Origin of the sequence: Streptomyces sp. NPDC087263, from assembly GCF_044744645.1 — a bacterium.
Taxonomy (GTDB): Bacteria; Actinomycetota; Actinomycetes; order Streptomycetales; family Streptomycetaceae; genus Streptomyces.
This window is the reverse complement of sequence record NZ_JBIUYT010000008.1, coordinates 494027-515955: the sequence shown is the minus strand read 5'-3', so window position 1 is coordinate 515955 and position 21929 is coordinate 494027. Positions and strand designations below refer to the sequence as shown.

20 protein-coding genes and 1 riboswitch are annotated in these 21929 nt (G+C 70.7%); of the genes, 3 read left to right on the top strand and 17 right to left on the bottom strand.

Going from position 1 to position 21929, the window contains the following annotated elements:
- Nucleotides 1-149: 149 nt before the first annotated feature.
- The 10 genes from ACIPC1_RS27435 to ACIPC1_RS27390 all read right to left on the bottom strand — a co-directional run bounded on the left by ACIPC1_RS27435 (nt 150) and on the right by ACIPC1_RS27390 (nt 9833).
- Nucleotides 150-1247 (bottom strand): hemolysin family protein, encoded by a 1098-nt coding sequence (locus ACIPC1_RS27435; RefSeq protein ID WP_402521399.1) that lies wholly within the window; start codon nt 1245-1247, stop codon nt 150-152.
- On the bottom strand, nt 1244-2569 hold the full coding sequence (locus tag ACIPC1_RS27430) for a hemolysin family protein (RefSeq protein ID WP_402521397.1): 1326 nt from the start codon (nt 2567-2569) through the stop codon (nt 1244-1246). Before ACIPC1_RS27430 ends, ACIPC1_RS27435 begins: the two co-directional genes overlap by 4 nt.
- Before the next feature lie 199 nt (nt 2570-2768).
- The gene (locus ACIPC1_RS27425) at nt 2769-3224 is read right to left on the bottom strand and encodes a PH domain-containing protein (protein WP_402521394.1); all 456 of its coding nucleotides are present in this window, start codon (nt 3222-3224) and stop codon (nt 2769-2771) included.
- Nucleotides 3225-3238: 14 nt separating this feature from the next.
- A complete protein-coding gene (hisG, locus tag ACIPC1_RS27420) occupies nt 3239-4096 on the bottom strand; it encodes an ATP phosphoribosyltransferase (RefSeq protein WP_384389411.1) in 858 nt (285 codons plus the stop codon).
- A 57-nt stretch (nt 4097-4153) separates the two neighbouring features.
- Entirely contained in the window at nt 4154-4426 is a 273-nt protein-coding gene (locus ACIPC1_RS27415) for a phosphoribosyl-ATP diphosphatase (RefSeq protein WP_402521392.1), read from the bottom strand.
- A gap of 34 nt (nt 4427-4460) precedes the next feature.
- Nucleotides 4461-4946 carry a 6,7-dimethyl-8-ribityllumazine synthase gene (gene ribH / locus ACIPC1_RS27410; RefSeq protein ID WP_402521390.1) on the bottom strand — a complete coding sequence of 162 codons (486 nt, stop codon included), beginning with the start codon at nt 4944-4946 and terminating at the stop codon, nt 4461-4463.
- A gap of 28 nt (nt 4947-4974) precedes the next feature.
- On the bottom strand, nt 4975-6264 hold the full coding sequence (locus ACIPC1_RS27405) for a bifunctional 3,4-dihydroxy-2-butanone-4-phosphate synthase/GTP cyclohydrolase II (protein WP_402521387.1): 1290 nt from the start codon (nt 6262-6264) through the stop codon (nt 4975-4977).
- Nucleotides 6261-6905 carry a nicotinamide riboside transporter PnuC gene (locus tag ACIPC1_RS27400; protein WP_402521385.1) on the bottom strand — a complete coding sequence of 215 codons (645 nt, stop codon included), beginning with the start codon at nt 6903-6905 and terminating at the stop codon, nt 6261-6263. The genes ACIPC1_RS27405 and ACIPC1_RS27400 overlap by 4 nt, the downstream gene beginning before the upstream one ends.
- Nucleotides 6902-7504, bottom strand: coding sequence for a riboflavin synthase (locus ACIPC1_RS27395; RefSeq protein ID WP_384389423.1), 603 nt, complete (start codon nt 7502-7504; stop codon nt 6902-6904). Before ACIPC1_RS27395 ends, ACIPC1_RS27400 begins: the two co-directional genes overlap by 4 nt.
- A gap of 153 nt (nt 7505-7657) precedes the next feature.
- Nucleotides 7658-7788: riboswitch (FMN riboswitch) on the bottom strand.
- A gap of 773 nt (nt 7789-8561) precedes the next feature.
- Nucleotides 8562-9833: an ROK family transcriptional regulator gene (locus ACIPC1_RS27390; RefSeq protein WP_402521381.1), complete on the bottom strand. Its 1272-nt coding sequence runs from the start codon at nt 9831-9833 to the stop codon at nt 8562-8564.
- Nucleotides 9834-9971: 138 nt separating this feature from the next.
- Here ACIPC1_RS27390 and ACIPC1_RS27385 point away from each other — a divergent pair, with 138 nt between their 5' ends.
- A complete protein-coding gene (locus tag ACIPC1_RS27385; RefSeq protein WP_402521379.1) occupies nt 9972-11183 on the top strand; it encodes an MFS transporter in 1212 nt (403 codons plus the stop codon).
- Here the strand turns inward: ACIPC1_RS27385 and ACIPC1_RS27380 are convergent.
- On the bottom strand, nt 11143-11604 hold the full coding sequence (locus tag ACIPC1_RS27380; RefSeq protein ID WP_402521376.1) for an acyl-CoA thioesterase: 462 nt from the start codon (nt 11602-11604) through the stop codon (nt 11143-11145). The genes ACIPC1_RS27385 and ACIPC1_RS27380 overlap by 41 nt on opposite strands.
- 97 nt (nt 11605-11701) lie before the next feature.
- Complete coding sequence (locus ACIPC1_RS27375; RefSeq protein ID WP_402521374.1) at nt 11702-12967, bottom strand: alginate lyase family protein; 1266 nt, start codon at nt 12965-12967, stop codon at nt 11702-11704.
- A gap of 121 nt (nt 12968-13088) precedes the next feature.
- Between ACIPC1_RS27375 and ACIPC1_RS27370 the strand changes: the two genes are divergently transcribed.
- A complete protein-coding gene (locus ACIPC1_RS27370; RefSeq protein WP_402521372.1) occupies nt 13089-14480 on the top strand; it encodes a uracil-xanthine permease family protein in 1392 nt (463 codons plus the stop codon).
- Here ACIPC1_RS27370 and ACIPC1_RS27365 read toward each other — a convergent pair.
- Nucleotides 14462-15586 (bottom strand): glycoside hydrolase family 6 protein, encoded by a 1125-nt coding sequence (locus ACIPC1_RS27365; RefSeq protein ID WP_402521447.1) that lies wholly within the window; start codon nt 15584-15586, stop codon nt 14462-14464. The two genes, ACIPC1_RS27370 and ACIPC1_RS27365, sit on opposite strands and share 19 nt — an antisense overlap.
- Nucleotides 15587-15759: 173 nt before the next feature.
- Here ACIPC1_RS27365 and ACIPC1_RS27360 point away from each other — a divergent pair, with 173 nt between their 5' ends.
- Nucleotides 15760-16443 carry a DUF5995 family protein gene (locus ACIPC1_RS27360; protein WP_402521370.1) on the top strand — a complete coding sequence of 228 codons (684 nt, stop codon included), beginning with the start codon at nt 15760-15762 and terminating at the stop codon, nt 16441-16443.
- A gap of 17 nt (nt 16444-16460) precedes the next feature.
- Here the strand turns inward: ACIPC1_RS27360 and ACIPC1_RS27355 are convergent, their stop codons facing one another.
- The 4 genes from ACIPC1_RS27355 to ACIPC1_RS27340 form a co-directional block, all read right to left on the bottom strand.
- The gene (locus ACIPC1_RS27355; protein ID WP_402521368.1) at nt 16461-18155 is read right to left on the bottom strand and encodes a flavin monoamine oxidase family protein; all 1695 of its coding nucleotides are present in this window, start codon (nt 18153-18155) and stop codon (nt 16461-16463) included.
- Between the two features lie 52 nt (nt 18156-18207).
- Complete coding sequence (locus ACIPC1_RS27350; protein WP_402521366.1) at nt 18208-18996, bottom strand: carbon-nitrogen hydrolase family protein; 789 nt, start codon at nt 18994-18996, stop codon at nt 18208-18210.
- A gap of 306 nt (nt 18997-19302) precedes the next feature.
- Nucleotides 19303-20778 (bottom strand): HAD-IA family hydrolase, encoded by a 1476-nt coding sequence (locus tag ACIPC1_RS27345; RefSeq protein WP_402521363.1) that lies wholly within the window; start codon nt 20776-20778, stop codon nt 19303-19305.
- A 59-nt stretch (nt 20779-20837) separates the two neighbouring features.
- Nucleotides 20838-21929: an ABC transporter ATP-binding protein gene (locus tag ACIPC1_RS27340; protein WP_402521361.1), complete on the bottom strand. Its 1092-nt coding sequence runs from the start codon at nt 21927-21929 to the stop codon at nt 20838-20840.

The following is a 21929-nucleotide window of genomic DNA, read 5'->3' as shown; positions in this document are numbered from 1 at the left end:
GGCGGGGGGGTCCTGTTGGGGGTGCGCCCCCCATTAGCCCCCCCCCCCCCCGGCCGGGGGGGGTTTGGGGGGGGGGGGGGGGGGGGGGGGGGGGCCCGCCCCCCCCCCCGCCCCCCCCCCGCCGCCCCCCCCCCCCCCCGACCCGGTGCTCAGCTCGCCAGTGCCTGGGCCTCCTCCGGGGCCCCGCTCGCTCGCGGTTCCGAGACCCGTACCGGCGCCGCCGGAACCTCCCGGTGCGCCGGGTCCCGTACCTCGCCCACGAGGAGTTCCAGTACGTCCTCCAGCGTGACAAGGCCGAGGACCTTGCCGGACGTGTCGGCGACCTGGGCGAGGTGCGTCGCGGCGCGGCGCATCACGGTGAGGGCGTCGTCGAGAGGGAGTTCGGCCCGCAGGGTCGTCATGTGGTGCCAGTTCTGCTGAGGCACCGCACGGTCCGACTCCTCCAGGTCCAGTACGTCCTTCACATGCAGGTAGCCCATGAAGGCGCCGTTCTCCGCGACCACCGGGAAACGGGAGTACCCGGTGCGGGCGGTGAGAGCGACGACCTGGCCGGGGGTGACCGAGGGGCCCACGGTCACCAGGGAGCCGGAGTCGAGGAGGACGTCCGTGACCGGGCGGGAGCCCAGTTCCAGGGCGTCCTCGAGGCGCTCCTGCTCCTCGGGGTCCAGCAGACCGGCCTGCCCGGAGTCCTCGACGAGACGGTTGAGCTGCTCGCTGGTGAAGACCGCCTCGACCTCGTCCCTGGGCTCCACGCGGAACAACTTGAGGATCACCCGCGCACAGGCCCCGAGGCCGACGGTGACCGGCCGGCACAGCCGCGCGAACGCGACCAGTCCCGGGCTGAGCCACAGCGCCGTCTTCTCGGGCGCGGCCATCGCCAGGTTCTTCGGCACCATCTCGCCGATGACGAGGTGGAAGAAGACGACCGAGGCGAGCGCGATGACGTACCCGAGGGGGTGGATCACGCCGGGCGGCATGTGGACCGCCTCGAACAGCGGCTCAAGGAGCTGTGCGACGGTCGGCTCGGCGACCGCGCCGAGCGTCAACGAGCAGACGGTGATGCCGAACTGGGCCGCGGCCATCATCTGGGGCAGTCGCTCCAGGCCGTACAGCACCTGTCGCGCCCGCGCGGTCCCCAGCGGTTCGATCTGGCTGCGCCGTACGGAGACGAGCGCGAACTCGGCGCCGACGAAGAAGCCGTTGGCGAGCACCAGCAGGGCGGCGAAGAGGAGTTGGAGCACGCTCATCGGACGGCCTCCGCGACAGGCGCGGTCCGCACCAGGCGGACGCGTTCGGCGCGGTAGTGCCCGACCTGGCGCACCAGCAGCCGCCAGCCCGGCAGTTCGGCCCGGTCACCGGCGGCCGGGATGCGGCCGAGCAGATCGGCGACGAGGCCCGCCACGGTCTCGTACGGGCCCTCGGGCACGTCGAGGCCTATGCGCTTCAGGACGTCGACCCGGCAGCTGCCGTCGGCCTCCCACGCGGGCTTTCCGTCCTCGGGCGGCGCCGCCGCGAGTTCGGGCAGATCCTGTCCGTCGTGCTCGTCGCGGACCTCGCCGACGAGTTCCTCGACGATGTCCTCCAGGGTGACGACGCCCGCCGTGCCGCCGTACTCGTCGACGACCACGGCGATCGGCTGCTCGCTGCGCAACTGCTCCAGGAGCGGCCGCACCGGCAGTGTCTCCGGGACGAGCAGCGGGGCCTGGGCGATCCGGCCGACGGGGGTCCGCAGCCGGTCGCGCGAGGGCACCGCGAGGGCGTCCTTGAGGTGGACCATGCCGACGATCTCGTCGATCCGCTCGCGGTAGACGGGGAAGCGGGACAGGCCGGTGGCCCGGGTGAGGTTGACGACGTCCTCGGCGGTCGCCGAGGACTGCAGGGCGCTGACCTTCACGCGTGGCGTCATGACGTGCTGCGCGGTCAGATCGGCCAGCGACATGGTGCGTACGAAGAGATCCGCGGTGTCCTGCTCCAGCGCGCCGGCCTGTGCGGAGTGCCGGGCGAGGGAGATGAGTTCGCCGGGGGTGCGGGCGGAGGCCAGCTCCTCGGCGGGCTCGACGCCCAGGGCTCGTACGAGCCGGTTGGCCACCGCGTTGAGTGCGGCGATCACCGGGCGGAAGGTGCGGGCGAACATGTGCTGCGGGCCCGCGACGAAGCGGGCGACCTGGAGGGGCTTGGACACGGCCCAGTTCTTGGGCACGAGTTCGCCGATGACCATCTGCACGGCCGCGGCCAGCAGCATGCCGACCACCACGGCGACGCCGGGCACGGCGCCCTCGGGAAGGCCGGTCGCGGCGAACGGTCCGTGCAGCAGCTCGGCGAGCGCCGGTTCGGCGAGCATGCCGACGACGAGTGAGGTGATGGTGATGCCGAGCTGGGTGCCGGAGAGCTGGAAGGACAGCTCCTTGAGCGAGTTGACGACTGTCGCAGCCCGTCGGTCGCCTTCGGCGGCCGCCCTCTCGGCGTCGGGCTTCTCGACCGTGACGAGGCCGAACTCCGCCGCGACGAAGAATCCGTTGGCGAGAATGAGCAGGAATGCCGCCCCAAGGAGCAGCAGAGGGATGATCATGCCGCCGCCTCGATATGTCGGAAGGGGGCGGCGCAGGTACTACAGGACGATCCGTCCATCGCTGGAGGGAGTCACTCCTCGGGTAGCTGGGGGCCTCTGAATACCGGCTGGCACATCAGCGGCGGAGGCGCGATGAAAACGCCTCCGCCAACAGATTAATCAAGACAGGGGCCCGTGCGGCAGGGTGGAAGGCTGAGAGTCAGCCCTGATGTTCCTCGGGGTGGCCCGTGGAGCGGGCTTCGGCGAGGGCTCGAAGGGCGCGAGCGTCCTCGATCGCGCGGTGTTTGGCGATGCCCGGCTGGATGCCGAGCGCGGGCAGACTGGTGCCGTCACTGAGGTTGAGGAACACCCAGGGGTCGCCCGGCCGCAGGTTGACCTGGAGGATCTCCGCCCAGGCCAGGCGCCTGCTGCTGGCGATATTGACGACGGTGACGCCGCTCTCGTCGGCGACGACCTTGGGCCGGGCCAGCATCAGGAGCACCCCGAAGATCAGGACCCCGGTGAAGATGAAGCTGAGTTTTTCGCCCGGGCCGAGCTGCTCCAGGAGCATCACGACTGTGGTGAGGACCACAACGATCGCCACGCCGGTGCTGACCAGCACGGCCCGGGTTCGGGACGGCCGGAATGTGACGGGCAGAGCGGGAAGTTCGGACATGGTCGTGAGGTCCTTCAGAGCCGGCAGGCGTGGATGGCCGTGGTCAGGATGGCCCGTGCGCCGAGCTCGTACAGATCGTCCATGATCCGCTGGGACTCCTTGGCCGGCACCATCGCGCGGACGGCGACCCAGCCCTCGTTGTGCAGCGGCGAGATGGTTGGCGACTCCAGGCCGGGGGTGAGCGCGACGGCCCTCTCCAGGTGCTCGGCGCGGCAGTCGTAGTCCATCATCACGTACGTCCGTGCCACCAGGACGCCCTGGAGGCGGCGCAGGAACTGCTGCACCTTGGGCTCGGCGTCCTCGGAGGCGTCGGCTCCGACCCGCCGGATCACGATGGCCTCGGACTTCATGATCGGGTCGCCGAACACTTCGAGGCCCGCGTTGCGCAGCGAGGTGCCGGTCTCCACGACGTCCGCGATGACCTCGGCGACGCCCAGCTCGATCGCGGTCTCGACGGCGCCGTCGAGGTGGACGACGGAGGCGTCGATGCCGTGGTCGGCGAGGTGCTTGGCGACGATGCCCTCGTACGAGGTCGCGACGGTCTTGCCCGCGAGGTCCTCGATGGAGTTCGCCGTGCCGGGCTTGGTGGCGAAACGGAAGGTGGAGCGGGCGAAGCCGAGCGGGAGGATCTCCTCGGCGCCGGCGCCCGAGTCGATGAGCAGGTCGCGTCCGGTGACGCCGATGTCGAGGCGGCCGGAGGAGACGTAGATCGCGATGTCGCGGGGGCGGAGGTAGAAGAACTCGACCTCGTTCTCCGGGTCGACGATCCGCAGTTCCTTGGACTCCCGGCGCTGCTGGTAGCCGGCCTCATGCAGCATCTCCGCCGCAGGTCCTGACAGGGAACCCTTGTTGGGGACGGCGATGCGCAGCATGAGGTCGGCTTCCTTTGCTAGGTGGTTCGTTCGTACGTGCGGGGGCGGGGCTACGGCTCAGAGGTGGGCGTACACGTCGTCGAGGGAGATCCCGCGCGCGACCATCATCACCTGGACGTGGTAGAGCAGCTGCGAGATCTCCTCGGCGGCGGCTTCCTTGCCCTCGTACTCGGCGGCCATCCATACTTCGGCGGCCTCTTCGACGACCTTCTTGCCGATGGCATGGACACCCTTGCCGACCAGCTCGGCGGTGCGCGAAGTGGCGGGATCGCCGGTGGCGGCCTTGTGCTGGAGCTCGATGAAGAGCTCCTCGAACGTCTTATTGGACATGGTGGTTCTCACCCTACGCGCTTACGCGCATCCGCTAGCGCCAGGGTTCGGATACTGAGCGAAGGGTGGCCGCGGTCGCCACGGCGGCCGTCACCGCCTCGTGTCCCTTGTCCTCGTGGGAGCCCTCGATGCCCGCGCGGTCGAGGGCCTGTTCCTCGGTGTCGCAGGTCAGCACGCCGAAGCCGATGGGGACGCCGGTGTCGAGGGAGACCTGGGTGAGGCCCTGGGTGACGCCCTGGCACACGTACTCGAAGTGGGGGGTACCGCCGCGGATGACGACGCCCAGCGCGACGATGGCGTCGTATCCGCGGCCCGCGAGGACCTTGGCGACGACCGGGAGCTCGAAGCTGCCGGGGACCCGAAGGAGGGTCGGCTCGTCGATTCCCAGCTCGTGCAGGGCGCGCAGCGCGCCGTCGACGAGGCCGTCCATCACCTTCTCGTGCCACTGTGCCGCGATGACCGCGACGCGCAGGTCGCCGCAGTTGCGTACGGACAGTTCAGGTGCACCCTTGCCGCTCACGTCTCTCCTCAGTGCTGTTCTTGTGCTTTTACTGGTTGCTGCAGGCCGACACGGTGGCCGTGTCCAGCCAGGGCAGGTCGTGGCCCATCCGGTCCCGCTTGGTGCGCAGGTAGCGGAGGTTGTGCTCGCCCGCCTGTACGGGCATCGGCTCCCGGCCGGTGACCTTGAGGCCGTGCCGGACGAGCGCGTCGGTCTTGTCCGGGTTGTTGGTCATCAGACGGACGCTGGTCACCCCGAGGTCCTCGAGGATCTGGGCGCTCGCGCCGTAGTCGCGGGCGTCGGCGGGCAGGCCCAGCTCCAGGTTGGCGTCGAGAGTGTCCCGGCCGCGCTCCTGGAGCTCGTACGCGCGCAGCTTGGACAGGAGACCGATGCCGCGCCCCTCGTGGCCGCGCAGGTAGACGACGACGCCCCGGCCCTCGGCCTGGATGCGCTCCATGGAGGTCTGGAGCTGGGGGCCGCAGTCGCAGCGCAGCGAGTGGAAGACATCGCCGGTGAGGCACTCGGAGTGGACGCGGACGAGGACGTCCTCGCCGTCGCCGATGTCTCCGTGGACGAGGGCGACGTGCTCGACTCCGTCGAGGGTGGAGCGGTAGCCGAACGCCGTGAACTCGCCGAAGGCGGTGGGCAGTTGGGTCTTGGCCTCGCGGCGGACGGTGGGCTCGGCGGCGCGCCGGTAGGCGATCAGGTCCTCGATGGAGATGATCGTCAGGCCGTGCTTGCGGGCGAAGGGGATCAGTTCGGGGAGGCGGAGCATACGGCCGTCCTCCCCCGCGATCTCGACGATCGCGCCGGCCGGGCGCAGGCCGGCAAGGCGTGCCAGATCGACGGCCGCCTCGGTGTGGCCGTTGCGGACCAGGACTCCGCCGGGCCTGGCGCGCAGCGGGAAGACGTGGCCGGGGCGGACGAAGTCGTCCGCCTTGGCGCCGCCGCCAGCGAGGAGCCGAAGAGTGGTGGCACGGTCGGATGCCGAGATGCCGGTGGTCACACCGTGAGCGGCGGACGCGTCGACCGACACGGTGAACGCCGTCTTCATCGACTCGGTGTTGTCGTCGACCATCTGCGGGAGCCGGAGCCGGTCGAGTTCGTCGCCCTCCATGGGGGCGCAGATCAGGCCGCGGCATTCGCTCATCATGAGGGCGACGATTTCGGGGGTCGCCTTCTCGGCGGCGATGACGAGGTCGCCCTCGTTCTCCCGGTCCTCGTCGTCGACGACGACGATCGGGCGGCCGGCCGCGATGTCGGCGATCGCCTTCTCGACGGGGTCGAGGGCGAAGTCCTCGATATTGTCCCTGCTGTACCAAACCGGCGCTGACGTCATGCCGGGGCTCCTTCCAGGACGGGCTGCCCGGCCTTGCGGGAGCGCAGCCACCAGTCGCGCATGCCCCACAGGACGAGCGCGCCGTAGAGGACGTAGACGAAACCGGAGAAGGCGAAGCCGTTGGCGAAGTTGAGCGGGACGCCCACCAGGTCGACCAGCAGCCAGGCGAACCAGAACTCGACCATGCCGCGGGCCTGGGCGTACATGGCGACGATGGTGCCGACGAAGATGTAGGCGTCCGGCCACGGGTCCCAGGAGAGGGTCGGGTACGCCTTGAACAGGAGGCCGACCGCGAGGGTGCCCATGGCGGCGGCACCGAGCAGCGCACCGCGCTCGCGCCAGGTGGCGAACCGTACGGCGATGGAGCCGTCCTGAGCCTGCCCCTTGCCGCGGTTCCACTGCCACCAGCCCCACGCGGCGACGACCATGACGACGACCTGCTTGCCGGCGCTGCCGGACAGGTGCGCCGTGGCGAACGCCGCGAGGAGGATGACGCCGGACAGGAACTGCACCGGCCAGGTCCATATGGAGCGGCGCCAGCCGAGCGCGAGGGCGATCAGACCGATCGTGTTGCCGATCATGTCCGACCACTTGATGTGCTGGCCGAAGAGCGTGAATGCCTCGGAGTTGAGCCAGTTCACCGCGTGGCCTCCTTGCTGCCGAGGAGGCGCTCCACGTACTTGGCGATGATGTCGACCTCGAGGTTGACCGGGTCGCCGGGCTGCTTGAGGCCGAGCGTGGTCAGCGCGAGGGTGGTGGGGATGAGGCTGACGGTGAAGTAGTCGGGGCCCGCCTCGACGACGGTCAGGCTGATGCCGTCGACCGTGATGGAGCCCTTCTCGACCACATAGCGGGAGAGGTCCGCGGGGAGCGAGACCTTCACGATCTCCCAGTTCTCGGACGGCGTGCGTGCGAGGACCGCGCCCGTGCCGTCGACGTGGCCCTGCACGATGTGCCCGCCGAGGCGTGCGCCCACCGCGGTGGGGCGCTCCAGGTTGACGCGGGAGCCTACGGACAGGGCGCCGAGGCTGGAGCGGTCCAGGGTTTCCGCCATGACGTCGGCGGTGAACTCGTCGCCCTCGTGTTCGACGACCGTGAGACACACGCCGTTGACGGCAATGGAGTCGCCGTGCTGCGCACCTTCGGTGACTACAGGGCCACGAAGTCGGAAGCGTGAGGCGTCGCCGAGGTTCTCGACGGCGGTGATCTCACCCAGCTCTTCGACGATTCCGGTGAACACTTCCCGGGTCCTCCTGCCTCATAGGGCACGGACTCCGGGGCCTGTCGATGACGACAGAATGAAACGGACTGCGACACCGGGAACGATGCCGAATGGGACTCGTCCCGTCAGGACAAGTCGAAACAAACGGCAGCGCGCACGAATGCCCGCCCGCCGCGCACTGCCTCCCATCCGGACTTTAACCGTCGGTCCAGGAATTTCACCTGGTCAACCGGCCGCTGGAAGCGACCGGGTCGCGGACTGTAACCGCCGGTTCGGACTTTCACCGACCCCGGAGTGCGCTGCTTCTGGTACATGGCCAGTGTGCCACGTCTGATCGACGCCCATGCGGGCGAGCAACTGTGGGCTGACTCACAGGCCGTGTCGATGGACTTCCGAGGAGACACAAGGGGAGACAAGACCGGTCAACTCGGCTGGTACCGCGCGTGCTTGGCCCTCTGGGACACCCCGCAGGGCCGAGGCTGGTCCATACCTATTGACCTCACTGGTCTAGTCCTCCTAGGGTCGCGATCATGGCTCGGCGATACCGGCTGAGCGTTCACGACGTGTCGCATCCGCCCCCCGAGCGGCCCGGCGGCGGTGACGGAGGCCCTTGCCCCGCCGCCGGGCCTTTCAATCCGACCCGTCCGGGCCGCCCGAGCCGTCGCCCTGACGCTGTGATGGCGAGCCCCACCGGGCCCGGGACAGAGGGCGCGAAAAAACCTGGCGGCCCTGCGGCACGGGGCCACTGGAGCCCCGGTGCCCCGGTGCCCCCGCCAGCCCGGCGGCGTGAAAACCGTAGCGGCCCGACGGCACAGAACGCCTACCGACTCGGTGGTACGAATCCCCCACCGGCCGGGTCGGCACGGAACCCGTACCGACCCGGCGACCCCCACCGACCCGGCTCCCCACCAACCCGGTGATACGAATCCCCCGCCAGCCCCGCGACGCGAAACCCGTACCGACCCGGCAACCCCCACCAACCCGGGCCGCGCGCAAGCCCTACCGGGCCAGGCGCCACGAACCCCCACCGACCCGGGCCGCGCGCCAGCCCCACCGGGCCGGGCGCCACGAACCCCTACCGACCCGGCGGCGCGAACAACTCGTCCTGGGCGCCCTCGCGCGCGGTCAGCAGCGCGCCGCGCAGCACCGCGCTCCCGCCCAGCGCACTCGCGCGCACCTCCACAGGCAACGGTGACATCCGCGCGAGCCGCTCCTCGACGCGCGAGGCGAGCACGCCCCCACCCGCCTGCCCGGTCTCGCCGCCCAGGACGACACAACCGGGGTCGAGCACGGCGACGACGGAAGCGGCACCGATGGCGAGCCGGTCGGCGAGGGCATCGAGGAAACGGGAGGCGGCGGTTCCCGAAACCGCCCCACCGCCACCCCGACCCGCACCCGCACCCGTGGTCCCGCTCCCGCTCACACGCGTGCCCACCCCGGCGTCCGCGACAGACCCCACCGCCTCCCTGACCAGCGCCGCCGCATGCGGCTCATGCGGCATCCCGTCCGCCACGACGCCGTACTCCGCCGCGAGCCCCGCGATCGCCACCGCCCCGGCGAGGGAGTGGAAGCCGCCGTCGCAGTCCGTCGCCGACGGCAGCTTCGCGGTCCCCGGTACCGGCAGGAAGCCGATCTCGCCGGTACCGCCGGAGGCACCGCGGCGAAGGGCGCCGTCGAGGACGACGGCCGCGCCGGTGCCGTGGCCGAGCCACAGCAGAACGAACGTGTCACGGTCACGGGCGGCTCCGTCGCGCTGCTCGGCGAGGGCGGCGAGGTTGGTCTCGTTCTCGACCAGGACGCGAGCGGCGGGGAAGCGCTCCTGAAGGGCGGCGACGAGCCTGCGGTGCCACTCGGGGAGGCCGGTGGAGTCACGGAGCTCGCCGGTGACGGGGTCGATGAGGCCGGGGGCGCCGATACCGACGGTGTGCAGCCGCTCGGCCCCCGCCTCCTTGGCGGTGCGCTCCACCAGCGCGACCGCCTGCTCGACGGCGGGCCCGGTGCCCGTGTCGTCCGCGATGGGCACCGACGCCCGTGCGAGTTCGGTGCCGAGGAGGTCGGAGACGACGACGGAGACGCCCTCGGTGCGGACGTCGAGGGCGGCCAGGTGCGCTCGGTCGGCGACGATCCCGTACAACCGCGCGTTCGGGCCGCGCCGTTGCGACCCCGACTCCCCCACCACCGCGATCAGCCCGGCGACGGTGAGGCGCTCGACGAGGTCGGCGACGGTGGGCCGGGACAGTCCGGTGAGCTGCTTCAACTGCCCTGCCGTCAAAGGGCCCTCCTGCTGCATGAGTTGCAGGGCGAGCCGGTCGTTGATGGCCCGGGCGGTGCTCGGAGATGCGGGCATGCCGGGATCCTTCCAGATCAGCGAGGGCGCGGAGCCCCTGTCCGGTTCCCCGGCCGTAAATTCTCTATTTATCAGGCAGGGTTCCTGATAGTTTACGCCAACAGTGCGGGGAGGACGTCCGGGAGGGGCAGCGGCACCATGAGTGAAGTGGTCTACGACATGCGCGAGTTGAAGCGCGCGCGGTACGCCGTGGCCGCCGTGTTCGCGGTGCACGGCGCGGTCACCGGGTCCTTCGCGACCCGCGTGCCGTGGATCCAGGACCATGCGGGGCTCAGCACCGGCCAGCTGGGGTTCGCACTCGCCTTCGGAGCCTTCGGCGCGTCCGTCTCGATGCCGCTGGCCGGCCGGATCAGCCACCGTTTCGGTTCGCGCACGGCCCTGCGCGGCCTGCTCGCCCTCTGGACTCTTGCCCTGCTTCTCCCGTCGCAGGCGCCGAACCTGCTCAGCCTCTGCCTGGCGATGTTCACTTTCGGCGCCACGGCCGGCATGGCCGATGTCGCCATGAACGCACTGGGCGTCGAGGTCGAGCGCGGGCTCAACAAGTCGATCATGTCCAGCCTGCACGGCATGTGGAGCGCGGGCGCCCTGACCGGCTCGGCGGCGGGCACGCTCGCCGCCCACCTGGGATCGGACGCGCGCGTGCACCACGCGCTGGCTGCCGCGACCCTCACCGTCCTCGGTCTGGTCGCCTGCCGTTGGGTGCTCGATCTGCAGGCCGCCGAGGACGAGGAGCCGCCGCCGCGGTTCGCGCTGCCACCACGGTCGGCGCTGCTGATCGGTGCAATCGGGTTCTGCGCGGTGTTCGCGGAGGGCGCGAGCCTCGACTGGTCGGCGGTGTACCTACAGGACGAGCTGGGCAGTTCGGCCGGTCTCGCCGCGGCGTCGACGACCGGCTTCATGCTGACCATGGCGGTGGCCCGGCTCGTGGGCGACACGGTGGTGAACCGCTTCGGCGCGGTACGTACCGTCCGGGCGAGCGGCGTTCTGGCCGTACTCGGCGGGCTGCTCATCGTCGTCGCGGACCATCCCGCCGTCGCGATGACCGGTTTCGCACTGCTCGGGCTCGGCATCGCGGCCGTGGTCCCGCTGTGCTTCGCGGCAGCGGGTCACAGCGGCCCCAACCCCAGCCAGGCCATCGCGGGCGTCGCCACCATCACGTACACCTCCGGCCTGATCGCGCCGAGCGCGATCGGCACGCTGGCACAGGCGACGAGCCTGATGGTGTCGTTCGGTCTGGTGACGGTGCTGGCGGGCGGGGTCGCCGCCTTCGCGGGTGTGCTGCGCACCGGCGACCGGGACCGCCCGAAGGTCAGTCCGCCGGCCGCAGCAGTTCCCGGCCCACGGCCCTGAACCGGTCACTCCAGGGCGTCGGGCGCAGCGTCCCGGCGTCCAGCCTGACGAGGACCCGCGTGCCGTGCGCGTACGTCAGCGCGCCATCGCCCGAGCAGAAGCGGAAGCCGTACGTCAGTCCGGTGTTCCCGAGCCGCTCCAGCCAGAGGTGGACGGCGTACGCGCCCGGCCGTTGCACCGGGGCGTCGTAGCTGATCCGCAGCTCCTTCACCGCGTTGCAGAAGTCGCCCGCCGCCTCCCAGTCGCCCTCGAAGCCGCGGAAACCGCGCTCGTTCCAGAAGGCCGTCCAGGCTCGCTCGGCCATCACCGGGTAGCGGGCGTTGTGGAGCAGTCCGAGCGCGTCGAGGTCGTCGAAGTGAACGGTGACGGGGATGAGCCGCCCGTATGCGAGAGCGGGGGCTGTCGGGGCTTCGGCTGTCACGGGCGGGGCTCCTGAGGGTGCCGGACGGGGCGGTGGGGTCACCCCATCCTAAGCAACCGCTCAGGAACCCCTGCTCAGGGGCCCGCACGGTGGAGGCTCAGCCCGTGATCGAGTCCAGTTGCTCGGCGGCGGGACGCAGCGCCCACAGGTCCCCGCCGGGCGGCGTTTCGAGCTTCGGCACCGCCGCTCGCGCGGCCTTGTCACCGGCGTCGGCCGCCGCGCGCACGACGTCGCTCGCCGCGAAGCGGTAGAACTCCAGCTCGGGGTAGGCCCACGGCGCAGCCCCGGTCGCGGCGGGCAGCAGATAGTCGACCGCCTTGAACAGGCTCTGGCCGTCCGGCCCCTTGTACGACCACAGGTTCACGCCGACGTGTTGGCCTATCGCCGCGAGCCGGGTGTAGGCGACCAGGTCGAAGGTCGAGTAGTGCCAACTGCGGGTGCGGGCCAGCTCCTGGGGCTGGCTGCCGTCGGCGGCGATCTGCGGGTCGATCCGCTTGGCGCGCGCGTCCAGGACGGTCTTTCGCGCGAGATCCTTGTCGCCGGTCGCGTACGCCAGACCGGCGAGCAGCATGTCGTAGAAGGTGCCGTGGTTGTTCTTGGCGGCACCCTCCTCCTTGCCGAAGGCGCTGTCGGCCAGCCAGTCGCGGAAGCCGGTGTTCCAGGCGAGCATTTCGGAGCGGTCGGTCTTCGACCAGCCGGGGGCGCCCGTGTCCAGGATCGCGATGGCGTCCAGGACGCTTGTGTAGGACTGCGAGAAGTCGATGATGCCGATGGCCCGGCCGTCGTACTTGCAGGGGATGAACTGCCCGTGGTTCAGGTTCGGGTTCATCCGGGTGCCGGGGGCGAGGAACCAGGTGCGCAGGACGGCGGCGGCCTTCTCGGCATACTGCTTCTTGCCGGTGTAGTACCAGGCCAGCGCGAGGTCGTACGTCGAGTCGAAGACCTTCTCGACGTCCTGCCGGTCCGTGCCGGTGTCGACCTCGGGGTTGCGCTGGCCGTCACGCTGGACGTAGGGGCAACCCCAGGGGTTGTCGGCGGTCCTGGGCTGGCTGGGCCACCAGTAGGGGGCCTGGCTGAGGTAGTCGTGGACGTCGCCGCCGGGGGCGGGTCTCGGCTTGTCGACGACCGTCCAGGGGCCCTGGTCCAGCCAGTTGTCGGCGCGGGCCGTCAAGTTCTTGACGGTGCGCCGTAGTTGGGGATCGCCGTGGTCCAGGCGCGCCTTTGTCTGCTCCAGTCGGGCCCCGTCGAGGACCGCGGTCTTCGACGCCTTCGGCGCGGCCTGGGCCACCGCGGAGGGGGCGACGACGGCCGCCAAGGTGACCACGGCCGCAAGGAGCACGCCCAGTCGAGGGCTTGCACTCATCAGTCACTCCGATCATAAACGTGAATGCAGTTCATGAGTGGGACCGTGCGAGCGTAGGGCCGCTGGCTAGCCATGACAATGGTCCGGACAGATTCACGTACAGAGAAAGCGAAGCCTCTCCATGGACCTCGGTGTGCGCTGGAAACTGCACGGCGACGGGCGCACGCCCGCCCCCGGAGCGGTCGTCCGTCCCGACGAACGACTCTCCTGGCCTCGCACGTTCGGGCTGGGAGCCCAACACGTGGTGGCCATGTTCGGGGCTTCCTTCGTCGCACCCGTCCTGATGGGCCTGGATCCCAATCTCGCGATCATGATGTCCGGCGTCGCGACCGTCATCTTCCTGCTGGCGACCCGCGGCCGCGTGCCCAGTTACCTCGGCTGTTCGCTCTCCTTCGTGGGCGTCGCCGCGGTGATCCGCGCGCAGGGCGGCACCAGCGCGACGGTCACCGGCGCGGTGTTCGTCGTGGGCGTCGCGCTGTTCCTGGTGGGCGTGGCCGTACAGCGCTTCGGCGCGCGGATCATCCACGCCGCGATGCCGCCGATCGTGACCGGCGCGGTCGTCATGCTGATCGGCTTCAACCTGGCGCCGGTGACCGCGTCCACCTACTGGCCCCAGGACCAGTGGACGGCGCTCCTTGTGATGGCGTTCACCGCTCTGGCCGTCGTCTGCCTGCGTGGTTTCTGGTCACGGATCGCGATCTTCCTGGGCCTCGTCTTCGGGTACGGGCTCTCCTGGGCCCTCGACCGGATCTTCGGCCGCATCCACTCGGTGGACGCGAGCGGCAGGCTCACCGAACACTGGCGGCTCGACCTCTCCGCCGTCGGCAAGGCGGACTGGATCGGCCTGCCCACCTTCCACGGCCCGTCCTTCCAGTGGTCGGCGATCCTCGTGGCGCTGCCCGTCGTCATCGCGCTGGTCGCCGAGAACGCGGGCCACGTCAAGGCGGTCGGCGAGATGACCGGCGACCCGCTGGACGACAAGCTGGGCACCGCGATCTCCGCGGACGGCGTCGCGTCGATGCTCTCCACCGCGGTCGGCGGCCCGCCCAACACCACCTACTCAGAGAACATCGGCGTGATGGCCGCGACCCGCGTCTACTCGACGGCCGCCTACTGGGCCGCCGCGGGCTTCGCCCTTCTCTTCGGCCTCTGCCCCAAGTTCGGCGCGATCGTGGCGGCGATCCCGAGCGGCGTGCTCGGCGGCATCACCGTCATCCTGTACGGCATGATCGGCCTGCTCGGCGCCCAGATCTGGCTCAACGCCCGGGTGGACCTGCGCAATCCACTGAACCTGGTGCCGGCCGCCGCGGGCATCATCATCGGCGTCGGCAACGTGACCATCACCTTCACGGACACCTTCTCGCTGAGCGGCATCGCCCTCGGCACCCTCGTCGTGATCATCGGTTACCACGCACTGCGGGCGTTGGCTCCGCCTCACCTCAAGACACAGGAGCCGCTGCTCGACGAGGGCACCTCGTCCTACGACGAGGACTCTCAGGTCGCCAAGTCGTAGGCGTACGAGGGCGAGAAGGTCCCCGGCACACCCTTGCAACCGTCCGACTCGCCCGGCAGCTTCACCCACAGGTAGGCGTCGATCCGTGCCTCTCCGGTGTTCAGGGTCGGCGCCTGTCCGATCCTGCGGCCCGCCGGATCGCACCACTCGCCGTCGGCCGGGGCGCCGTTGCCGTTCCGGCTGGTGTCGATGACAGCGCCCAGACTCGCCGGGCCGCCGAGAGCGGACAGCACCTCTCGGGCGTACGTGATCTCCGTGCTCGTACGGTGGAAATTGGACACGTTCGTGAAGATGCCGTCGGAGGAGGCGGCCGAGGCGGCACCCGCCTGTTTGAGGAGGGCGGCCTGGGCGGCGGCCGGATTCCAGGCGGAGTGGCCGGCGTCGTAGTAGACGCGGGCCCGGGGATCGGCGGCCTTGAGGACGCGGCCGGCGCGGGCCAACGAGGCGAAGCGGTCGGCGCGTTGGCCGGCGGAGAGGCAGTCGGCCTGGGCGACCGCATCGGGCTCCAGGATGACGATGACCTCGCGGGAGCCGAGCCCTGCCGCGAAGTTGTCGATCCAGTCGTCGTACGCGTCGAGGTCGGGTGCCCCGCCCTCCGAGGCACCGCCGCAGTCGCGCCCCGGGATCGTGTAGGCCACGACGACCGGGACCCGGCCCTGCGCGGCGCCGCCCGAGGTGACCGCCCTGACCCGCGCGGTGATGGTGGACGGCGTGAAGTCGGCGAACCAGACGGCAGCCGGTCGATCGGCTATCCGGGACTCGATCACCGAGCGCCGGGAGTCACCCGGATGGGCGGCGACCCAGTCGAGAACCTGGGATTCGGGATGGCGGTAGAGCCCGGCGGAGGCGGCCACGGTCGCGGGTTTCTCCTTGCCGGCGGAGGGCTTCGGGCTCGGCTTCGGTGACGGGGACGACCTCGACGGGGACGCTGACGGTGAGGCCGAGGTCCTGGTCGGCGACGCAGTCGGTACGGCGGGCAGCGGCAGGAGGCTGGGCGCGCGGGTCACCAGAGGTTTGGCGTCGTCGGACGGGCGGCCGTCGCCGAGTGCGGACAGCATCCCCGTGACGCTGCCGACCGCGACCACGACCGAGGCCGCCGCGACCATGGCACCGCGTCGGACGGCCCGCCTGCGCTCGGCCCTGCGCGTGACCGCTCGCTGGGCACGTGAGCCTGACACGTACTGCTCCCCCCACTCCCGCCACGGACGTGTTCCCCCGTTCTGGGGAAGCGTCCGGCCCGGCGGTACTCCGGCCAGCCTAGGACTGGGACGCTGCCCCCATGGCGTTGTTGGAGCACTTCACCCATCCCGTGTACACCGTGGACACAGTCGTCTCCCGGATGCGCACCCTGGACGCGGCCCTCCCTGAGCGGGACGGGATCGCGGTGTTCAACCGCGTCTACCTCGCCGTCACCGAGGAGGTCGGCCGGCGCCTGGACACCGGGGAGTTCGCGGACCCGGCGGCCGCGATCACGCTGGACGTGCGGTTCGCGGAGCGCTATCTGCGGGTGGCCGAGGAGGGAGATCCGCCCGCCTGCTGGCGGCCGCTGCTGCAGTTCCGGCGGCATCCCGGTGTACGTCCGTTGCAGTTCGCGCTCGCGGGCATCAATGCGCACATCGGACACGATCTGGCGCTCGCGGTCGTGGACGCCTGTCGTACGCTCGGCTGCGAACCGGCCGAGCTGGAGGACGAGTTCGACCGCGTGGGCGATCTCCTCGTCGCGCTGGAGGAGCGCATCCGCGAGGAGCTGATGCCGGGTCCCGACCTCCTCCAGATCGCCGATCCGCTGACTCATCTGCTCGGCGCGTGGAGCCTGGACCGGGCCCGCGAGGCCACCTGGTCGGCCGCCCGGGCGCTGTGGGCGCTGCGCGGGCTCCCGGATCTCGCCGAGGAGTTGGCCGACCGCCTCGACACCGCGGTGGGCTTCGCCGGACGGATGCTGCTGACGCCGTTGCCGGACTGATCAGCCGGCCCGCGACGTCAGTCCTCCGGAAGCTCCACCGGCGCGATCTCGTCATAGACGTCGCCGGGCCCGGGGTTGGTCGGGTCGGTCGAGCCGCCCAGCTGGTGCATGACGCCCCAGACGGCGTTCAACGCGGTCTGCACGGCGCCCTCCGCCCAGCCCGCGGTCCAGGAGATGTCGTCGCCGGCGAGGAAGATGCTCCGCTTGTCCGCGGGCAGCGCGTCCTGCATGAAGTGGGTGAACAGGCGCCGCTGGTAACGGTAGTGGCCGGGCAGGTTCGCCTTGAACGCGCCCATGAAGTAGGGCTCGTTCTCCCAGGACACGGTCACGGGGTTGCCGATGACGTGCTTCCTGATGTCGACCTTCGGGTAGATCTCGCCGAGCGACTTCAGCATGACCTCCATCCGCTCGTTCGCGGACAGCGGCAGCCACTTCAGGCTGTCGTCGCACCAGGTGTACGAGAGACAGATGACGGCGGGCCTGTCCGGACCCTCGTCCAGGAGGTAAGTCCCGCGTGTCATACGGTCGGTGAGCGTCATGGACATCACGTCACGCCCGGTGTGCTCGTCCTTGTCGAGCCAGAACGGCCGGTCGACCGGCACGAAGAGCTTCGAACTCTCCATGTAGTGGGTCCGCTCCATCGCCGTCCAGTGGTCGATCGGGAAGAGCGAGTCGTCGCAGGCGATCTTCGAGAGCAGCAGCCAGGACTGGGCGGTGAAGATCGCCGCCGGGTAGGTGCGGATGTCGCCGTTCGCGTCCGTCACGGTGATCCGGTTGCCGGACGTGCGGTTCAGGCGGGTCACGGCCGGGCGCGGGGCGCCGCCGTGCAGCGAGGCCAGCGACGTCCCGTACGCCCAGTGCACGATCTTCTCCGGCTCGCGCTCCCACAGCCGCAGCGGCAGCTGCTGGGAGCCGCCGACGATGCCGCGGTGGTGGTCGTCGGCCTCGGTGTAGACGACGCGCAGGATTTCGAGGATGGAGTTCGGGAAGTCGGTGTCCCAGCCGCCCGTCCCGAAGCCGACCTGACCGAAGATCTCGCGGTGCCGGAAGGACCTGAAGGCCTCCGAGTCGCAGAGGAAGCCGTAGAAGGTCTGGTTGTCGAGCTTCTCGACCAGCTGGGACCAGATCTCGCGGATGCGCGGCACGTCGCGCTCACGCATGGCCTGGTTCATGTCGGAGAAGTCGGCGCCCTCTTCGAGGCAGGCGTTCCAGGCGGTGGCGACGTCGCGGTAGACCTGCGGCAGGTCGTCCACCGTCTCGGCGTAGTGCGACTCGCCCTTGAGGTCGACGACGGTCGAGGGCGTGCACTCCGCGAGGGGGTTGGGAAACGGCCGGGTCTCCAGACCCACCAGGTCGATGTAGTGCTGAAGGGCGGTGGAGGAGGGCGGGAAGCGCATCGCGCCCATCTCGGCGGTGAGCGAGGGATCGCACCCTTCGAAGCCCACCGTCCGCAGCCGTCCGCCGATCCGGTCGGCCTCATAGACGACGGGCTTGAGCCCCATCTTCATCAGCTCATAGGCGGCCACGATGCCGGACAGCCCGCCGCCGATGACCGCGACCTCCGTGCCGTGCTCGGTCGCGGGTATCTGGCCGAGGCCCGCGGGGTGCGCGAGGAAGTCGTCGTACGCGTACGGGAAGTCCGGGCCGAACATGGTGATCGGCGGCTGCTGCACGTCGGCGTGCTGGACGGCGTTGGGCACGGTGGACGTCATGGGGTACGGACTCCTTGCGCGAAAGCTTTTCGGGGGAAGGCGAGGCTCGGACTCAGACGAGGGACCTGTAGAGGCCGGGGCGGCGGTCCTTCAGATACGGGTTCGCCTCGCGCGAGGCCGCGAGAAGGACGGGGTCGGCGTCGGCGAGGACCAGTTGCTCGGCGCGGCCCGCGCGGGCCCGGGCAACCCCGTCGGGGCCGGCCAGCGTCGAGAGCCCGACGAAGTCGAACTCCCCTTCCTGGCCTGTCCGGTTGACGTACGCGACGTACATCTGGTTCTCGAAGGCGCGCACCGGCACGACCGACTCGGCGACGAACTGGAACGGGTGCATCTGCGCGGTCGGCACCAGCAGGAGGTCGGTGCCGGCGAGGGCGTGCGCCCGGACGTTCTCCGGGAACTCCACGTCGTAGCAGATCATGATCCCGACCCGCAGCCCGTCGAGCTCGGCCTGCACCACCGGCTGCTCCCCCGGCGTGAAGTGGGCCTGCTCGAAGCAGCCGAAGAGGTGGGTCTTGCGGTAGTTCGCGAGACGGGCGCCGTCCGCGGAGATCAACTGGGCCGAGTTGAAGACCGCCTCCCCGGAGCGCTCGGGGTAGCCGTACGCGAGGGCCACGCCGTGGCGCTCGGCGATCTCGGCGATCGCGTCCGCGGAGTGGCCGTCGGCGGCCTCGGCGAGGCGGGCGATGTCGTCGCCGATCGCGTATCCGGTCAGGAACATCTCCGGAGCCACGAGCAGCCCGGCTCCCGCCGCCGCGGCACGGCCCGCGGCTTCGTCGAGGACCTTCAGGTTCCCGACGACCGACCCGGGGCGGCCGGAGCTCTGGAGCAGGGCTGTGCGCATGCGTGTTCCTTGCCGGTACGGAGGGGTTTGGGGGGCCTCATAGACCGTACGGGCGGGGGTGCTCAGGGGACAAGGCGGAGCCGTTGCGCGTGCGCGGACGAATCGTTGCGTGGGGGGTGGGCGTGGCGGCGATTCGTTGCGCGGGGGTGGGTGAGGTGTTTTTCGCCCCGTCCCTTGCTCCTGGGGCGCCATAGATTTTTAGCCCGTCCGGCGTTTGAGGACGAGCGCGTTCAGCGCGACAGCGGGGGTCTGGGGCGGCAGCCCCCAGGAGTGGGACGGGAAGGGGCGGAGGGGGCGAGGAAACCCCTACCCCACCCCGAACGTCGTGATCACCGCCGCATGGTCCGAAGGCCAGGCGTTACCCGCCACGTCGGGCCACGCCCGCGGCGAACCGCACACGAAGGTCCGGGAGTCGATCACCCGCAGCCCCCGATACAGCACGTAGTCGATCCGATCCTGCGGCTCGGCCCGCCCGCTCCCGTCCTCATGCTCGGCATGTATCGGAGACCAGGTATGCCCGGGATCCCGCACCGGATCGGGGTGAACCTCGCGATACGAGTCACGCAGCCCCGCCTCCTCCGCCGCCTTCGTGACAGGCCACTCGACATCGGGCCGGTCCAGATGCGAAGGAGCGTTGAAGTCCCCCAGCAGAAGCACAGGCGTACCGACATCCGAGGTTTCCGCGATCCCGCGGAGGATCTCCCGCATCTGGGCAAGCCGCACACCCTCGTGGGCGATCAGCTCACCCGCCGGAAGCCCGTCGAAGCGCGCCTCGTACGGCCCGTACGGCGTGTAGTCGAGGTGGGCGCTCCAGACGGCCACCTCCTGCCCGCCGTCGAGACGGATCCGCACCCCGGTGCCTCCGTAGAAGCCGACGTCCGGGTCACCGAGGCGGGCGGTGATCGGGTACCGGCTGATGATGCCGAGGTTGTCGCCGGCCCGGTGGTGGTGCCAGCCGAGCGCGTCGGCGAGTTCCTGCGCCGCATTGCCGTACGTCTCCTGGAGGGCGACCACGTCCACGCCCGTCTCCGCGATGACCTTGAGCTGCTTCTCCCGGTGGTCGTCGACCTTCGTACCGCCGTACCAGAGGTTCCAGCTCATCACCCGCAGCTCGGTCGGAGCGACCAGGGCCCGCAGCCGCGCCGGGGTCACCTCTTCCAGGCTGCTGAGGACGGTACGTCCAAGGGCGGGGCCGATCGGCGCGAGCGAGGGCACCGCGAGCACGGCGCAGCCTGCGGCCTCGGCGGAGCTGACGCCCGTCTGGGTGTCCTCGACGGCGACGCAGGCGGCGGGGTCGACGCCGAGGGCGCGACAGGCGGCGAGGTAGGGATCGGGGGCGGGCTTGGTGTGCTCGGTGTCGTCGGCGGTGACGGAGACGGCGAAGCGCCCGGCGCCGAGGGCTTCGAGGACGGTGTCGGCGACCGCACGCGGCGACGCGGTCACCAGGGCGGTGGGTACGCCGTCACGGGCCAGGGCGTCGAGCAGGGCGAGCGCGCCGGGGCGGGGCACGATGCCGGTGCGGACGCGGTCGGCGAACTCCCGGTGCAGCTCGGCGGCGACCGCCTCCGCCGGGGTCCCGGTTATCCCGCCCAGCCAGGCCGCGGTGTACTCGACGGGGTGCCCGAGCACCTCCGGCTGGTCGGCCCCTGTCAGTCTTCGCCCGAGCCCGTCAGCCACCTGTTCCACCGCCGCCCACCACAGCCGCTCGGTGTCCACGAGCGTGCCGTCCATGTCGAACAGGACGGCTTGGAGGGTGAGTTGGGGGGTGGTGCGGTGGTTCACGGAACTCTCTTTCCTTCACTCAACTGGGGCCCGTGGGGGTGGGCTCGACCGGGGGTGGTTCAGTTGGCGCGCGCGGCGACCAGCACCGGCCGCTCCGGCAGGCTCACCGTCACGGCCGCCCCTGATCCGAGCGCCGCGGCCTCGTGCGTCGGCAGATCGGCCTTGACCTCGGTGGCGTCGGCGAGCCGCACGGTGACGCGGGTGGCCGCCCCGAGGAACGCGGTCGCGACGACCTGGGCGTCACCCGCGTCGTCCGCCCGCACCTGTACGGCCTCGGGGCGAACCAGCACATCCACCACATCCCCCTCCGCCACGACGGGCGCCTCTCCGTCGACCGGAAGCCGCTGCCCGAGCAACTCGACCAGTCCTCCGACCAGGCGTCCCGGAATCCGGCTCATCGTGCCGACGAACTCGGCGACGAACGGGGTGGCCGGCCGCCCGTACAACTCGGCGGGCGTGGCGCACTGTTCGAGCTGTCCGGCCCGCATCACGGCGACGCGGTCCGCCATGGACAAGGCCTCTTCCTGATCGTGTGTCACGAACAGTGTGGTGATGCCGAGTTCCTGCTGAAGCCGGCGGATCTCCTCACGAAGGCTGAGCCGCACCTTGGCGTCGAGGGCGGAGAGCGGCTCGTCGAGCAGCAGTACCCGCGGGCGCAGGGCGAGGGCGCGGGCCAGCGCGACGCGCTGCTGCTGGCCGCCGGAGAGCTGGTGGGGGAAGTTCTCCCCCTTGTCGGCGAGGCCGACCAGGTCGAGCAACTCGGCAGCGCGGGACCGCCGTTCGGACGTACGGACCTTGCGCATCCGCAGTCCGAAGGCCACGTTGTCCAACGCGCTCAGGTGCGGGAAGAGGCTGTACGACTGGAAGACCATCCCGGCGTCGCGGCGGTGCGCGGGCACGCGCGTGACGTCCTCGCCGTCGACCAACACCTCGCCGGAGTCGGGATGTTCGAACCCGGCGAGCATGCGCAGGGCGGTGGTCTTGCCGCAGCCGGACGGACCGAGCAGGGCGAGGAGTTCACCGGGCTGCACGGTGAGGTCGAGACCGTCGAGGGCCACGGTCGATCCGAACTCGCGGCGCAGGCCCCGGAATTCGACGGTGGCGGCCTTCTCGGCCTTCTCGGACGTTTTCTGAAGGGTGGTGACAGTCAT

What these genes read in the sequence shown, in the direction of transcription:
- ACIPC1_RS27435 (WP_402521399.1), bottom strand. Translation starts at nt 1,247, where the DNA reads ATGAGCGTGCTCCAACTCCTCTTCGCCGCCCTGCTGGTGCTCGCCAAC.
- ACIPC1_RS27430 (WP_402521397.1), bottom strand. Translation starts at nt 2,569, where the DNA reads ATGATCATCCCTCTGCTGCTCCTTGGGGCGGCATTCCTGCTCATTCTC.
- ACIPC1_RS27425 (WP_402521394.1), bottom strand. Translation starts at nt 3,224, where the DNA reads ATGTCCGAACTTCCCGCTCTGCCCGTCACATTCCGGCCGTCCCGAACC.
- hisG (WP_384389411.1), bottom strand. Translation starts at nt 4,096, where the DNA reads ATGCTGCGCATCGCCGTCCCCAACAAGGGTTCCCTGTCAGGACCTGCG.
- ACIPC1_RS27415 (WP_402521392.1), bottom strand. Translation starts at nt 4,426, where the DNA reads ATGTCCAATAAGACGTTCGAGGAGCTCTTCATCGAGCTCCAGCACAAG.
- ACIPC1_RS27405 (WP_402521387.1), bottom strand. Translation starts at nt 6,264, where the DNA reads ATGACGTCAGCGCCGGTTTGGTACAGCAGGGACAATATCGAGGACTTC.
- ACIPC1_RS27390 (WP_402521381.1), bottom strand. Translation starts at nt 9,833, where the DNA reads ATGCCCGCATCTCCGAGCACCGCCCGGGCCATCAACGACCGGCTCGCC.
- ACIPC1_RS27385 (WP_402521379.1), top strand. Translation starts at nt 9,972, where the DNA reads ATGAGTGAAGTGGTCTACGACATGCGCGAGTTGAAGCGCGCGCGGTAC.
- ACIPC1_RS27375 (WP_402521374.1), bottom strand. Translation starts at nt 12,967, where the DNA reads ATGAGTGCAAGCCCTCGACTGGGCGTGCTCCTTGCGGCCGTGGTCACC.
- ACIPC1_RS27370 (WP_402521372.1), top strand. Translation starts at nt 13,089, where the DNA reads ATGGACCTCGGTGTGCGCTGGAAACTGCACGGCGACGGGCGCACGCCC.
- ACIPC1_RS27365 (WP_402521447.1), bottom strand. Translation starts at nt 15,586, where the DNA reads ATGGTCGCGGCGGCCTCGGTCGTGGTCGCGGTCGGCAGCGTCACGGGG.
- ACIPC1_RS27360 (WP_402521370.1), top strand. Translation starts at nt 15,760, where the DNA reads ATGGCGTTGTTGGAGCACTTCACCCATCCCGTGTACACCGTGGACACA.
- ACIPC1_RS27355 (WP_402521368.1), bottom strand. Translation starts at nt 18,155, where the DNA reads ATGACGTCCACCGTGCCCAACGCCGTCCAGCACGCCGACGTGCAGCAG.
- ACIPC1_RS27350 (WP_402521366.1), bottom strand. Translation starts at nt 18,996, where the DNA reads ATGCGCACAGCCCTGCTCCAGAGCTCCGGCCGCCCCGGGTCGGTCGTC.
- ACIPC1_RS27340 (WP_402521361.1), bottom strand. Translation starts at nt 21,929, where the DNA reads ATGACTGTCACCACCCTTCAGAAAACGTCCGAGAAGGCCGAGAAGGCC.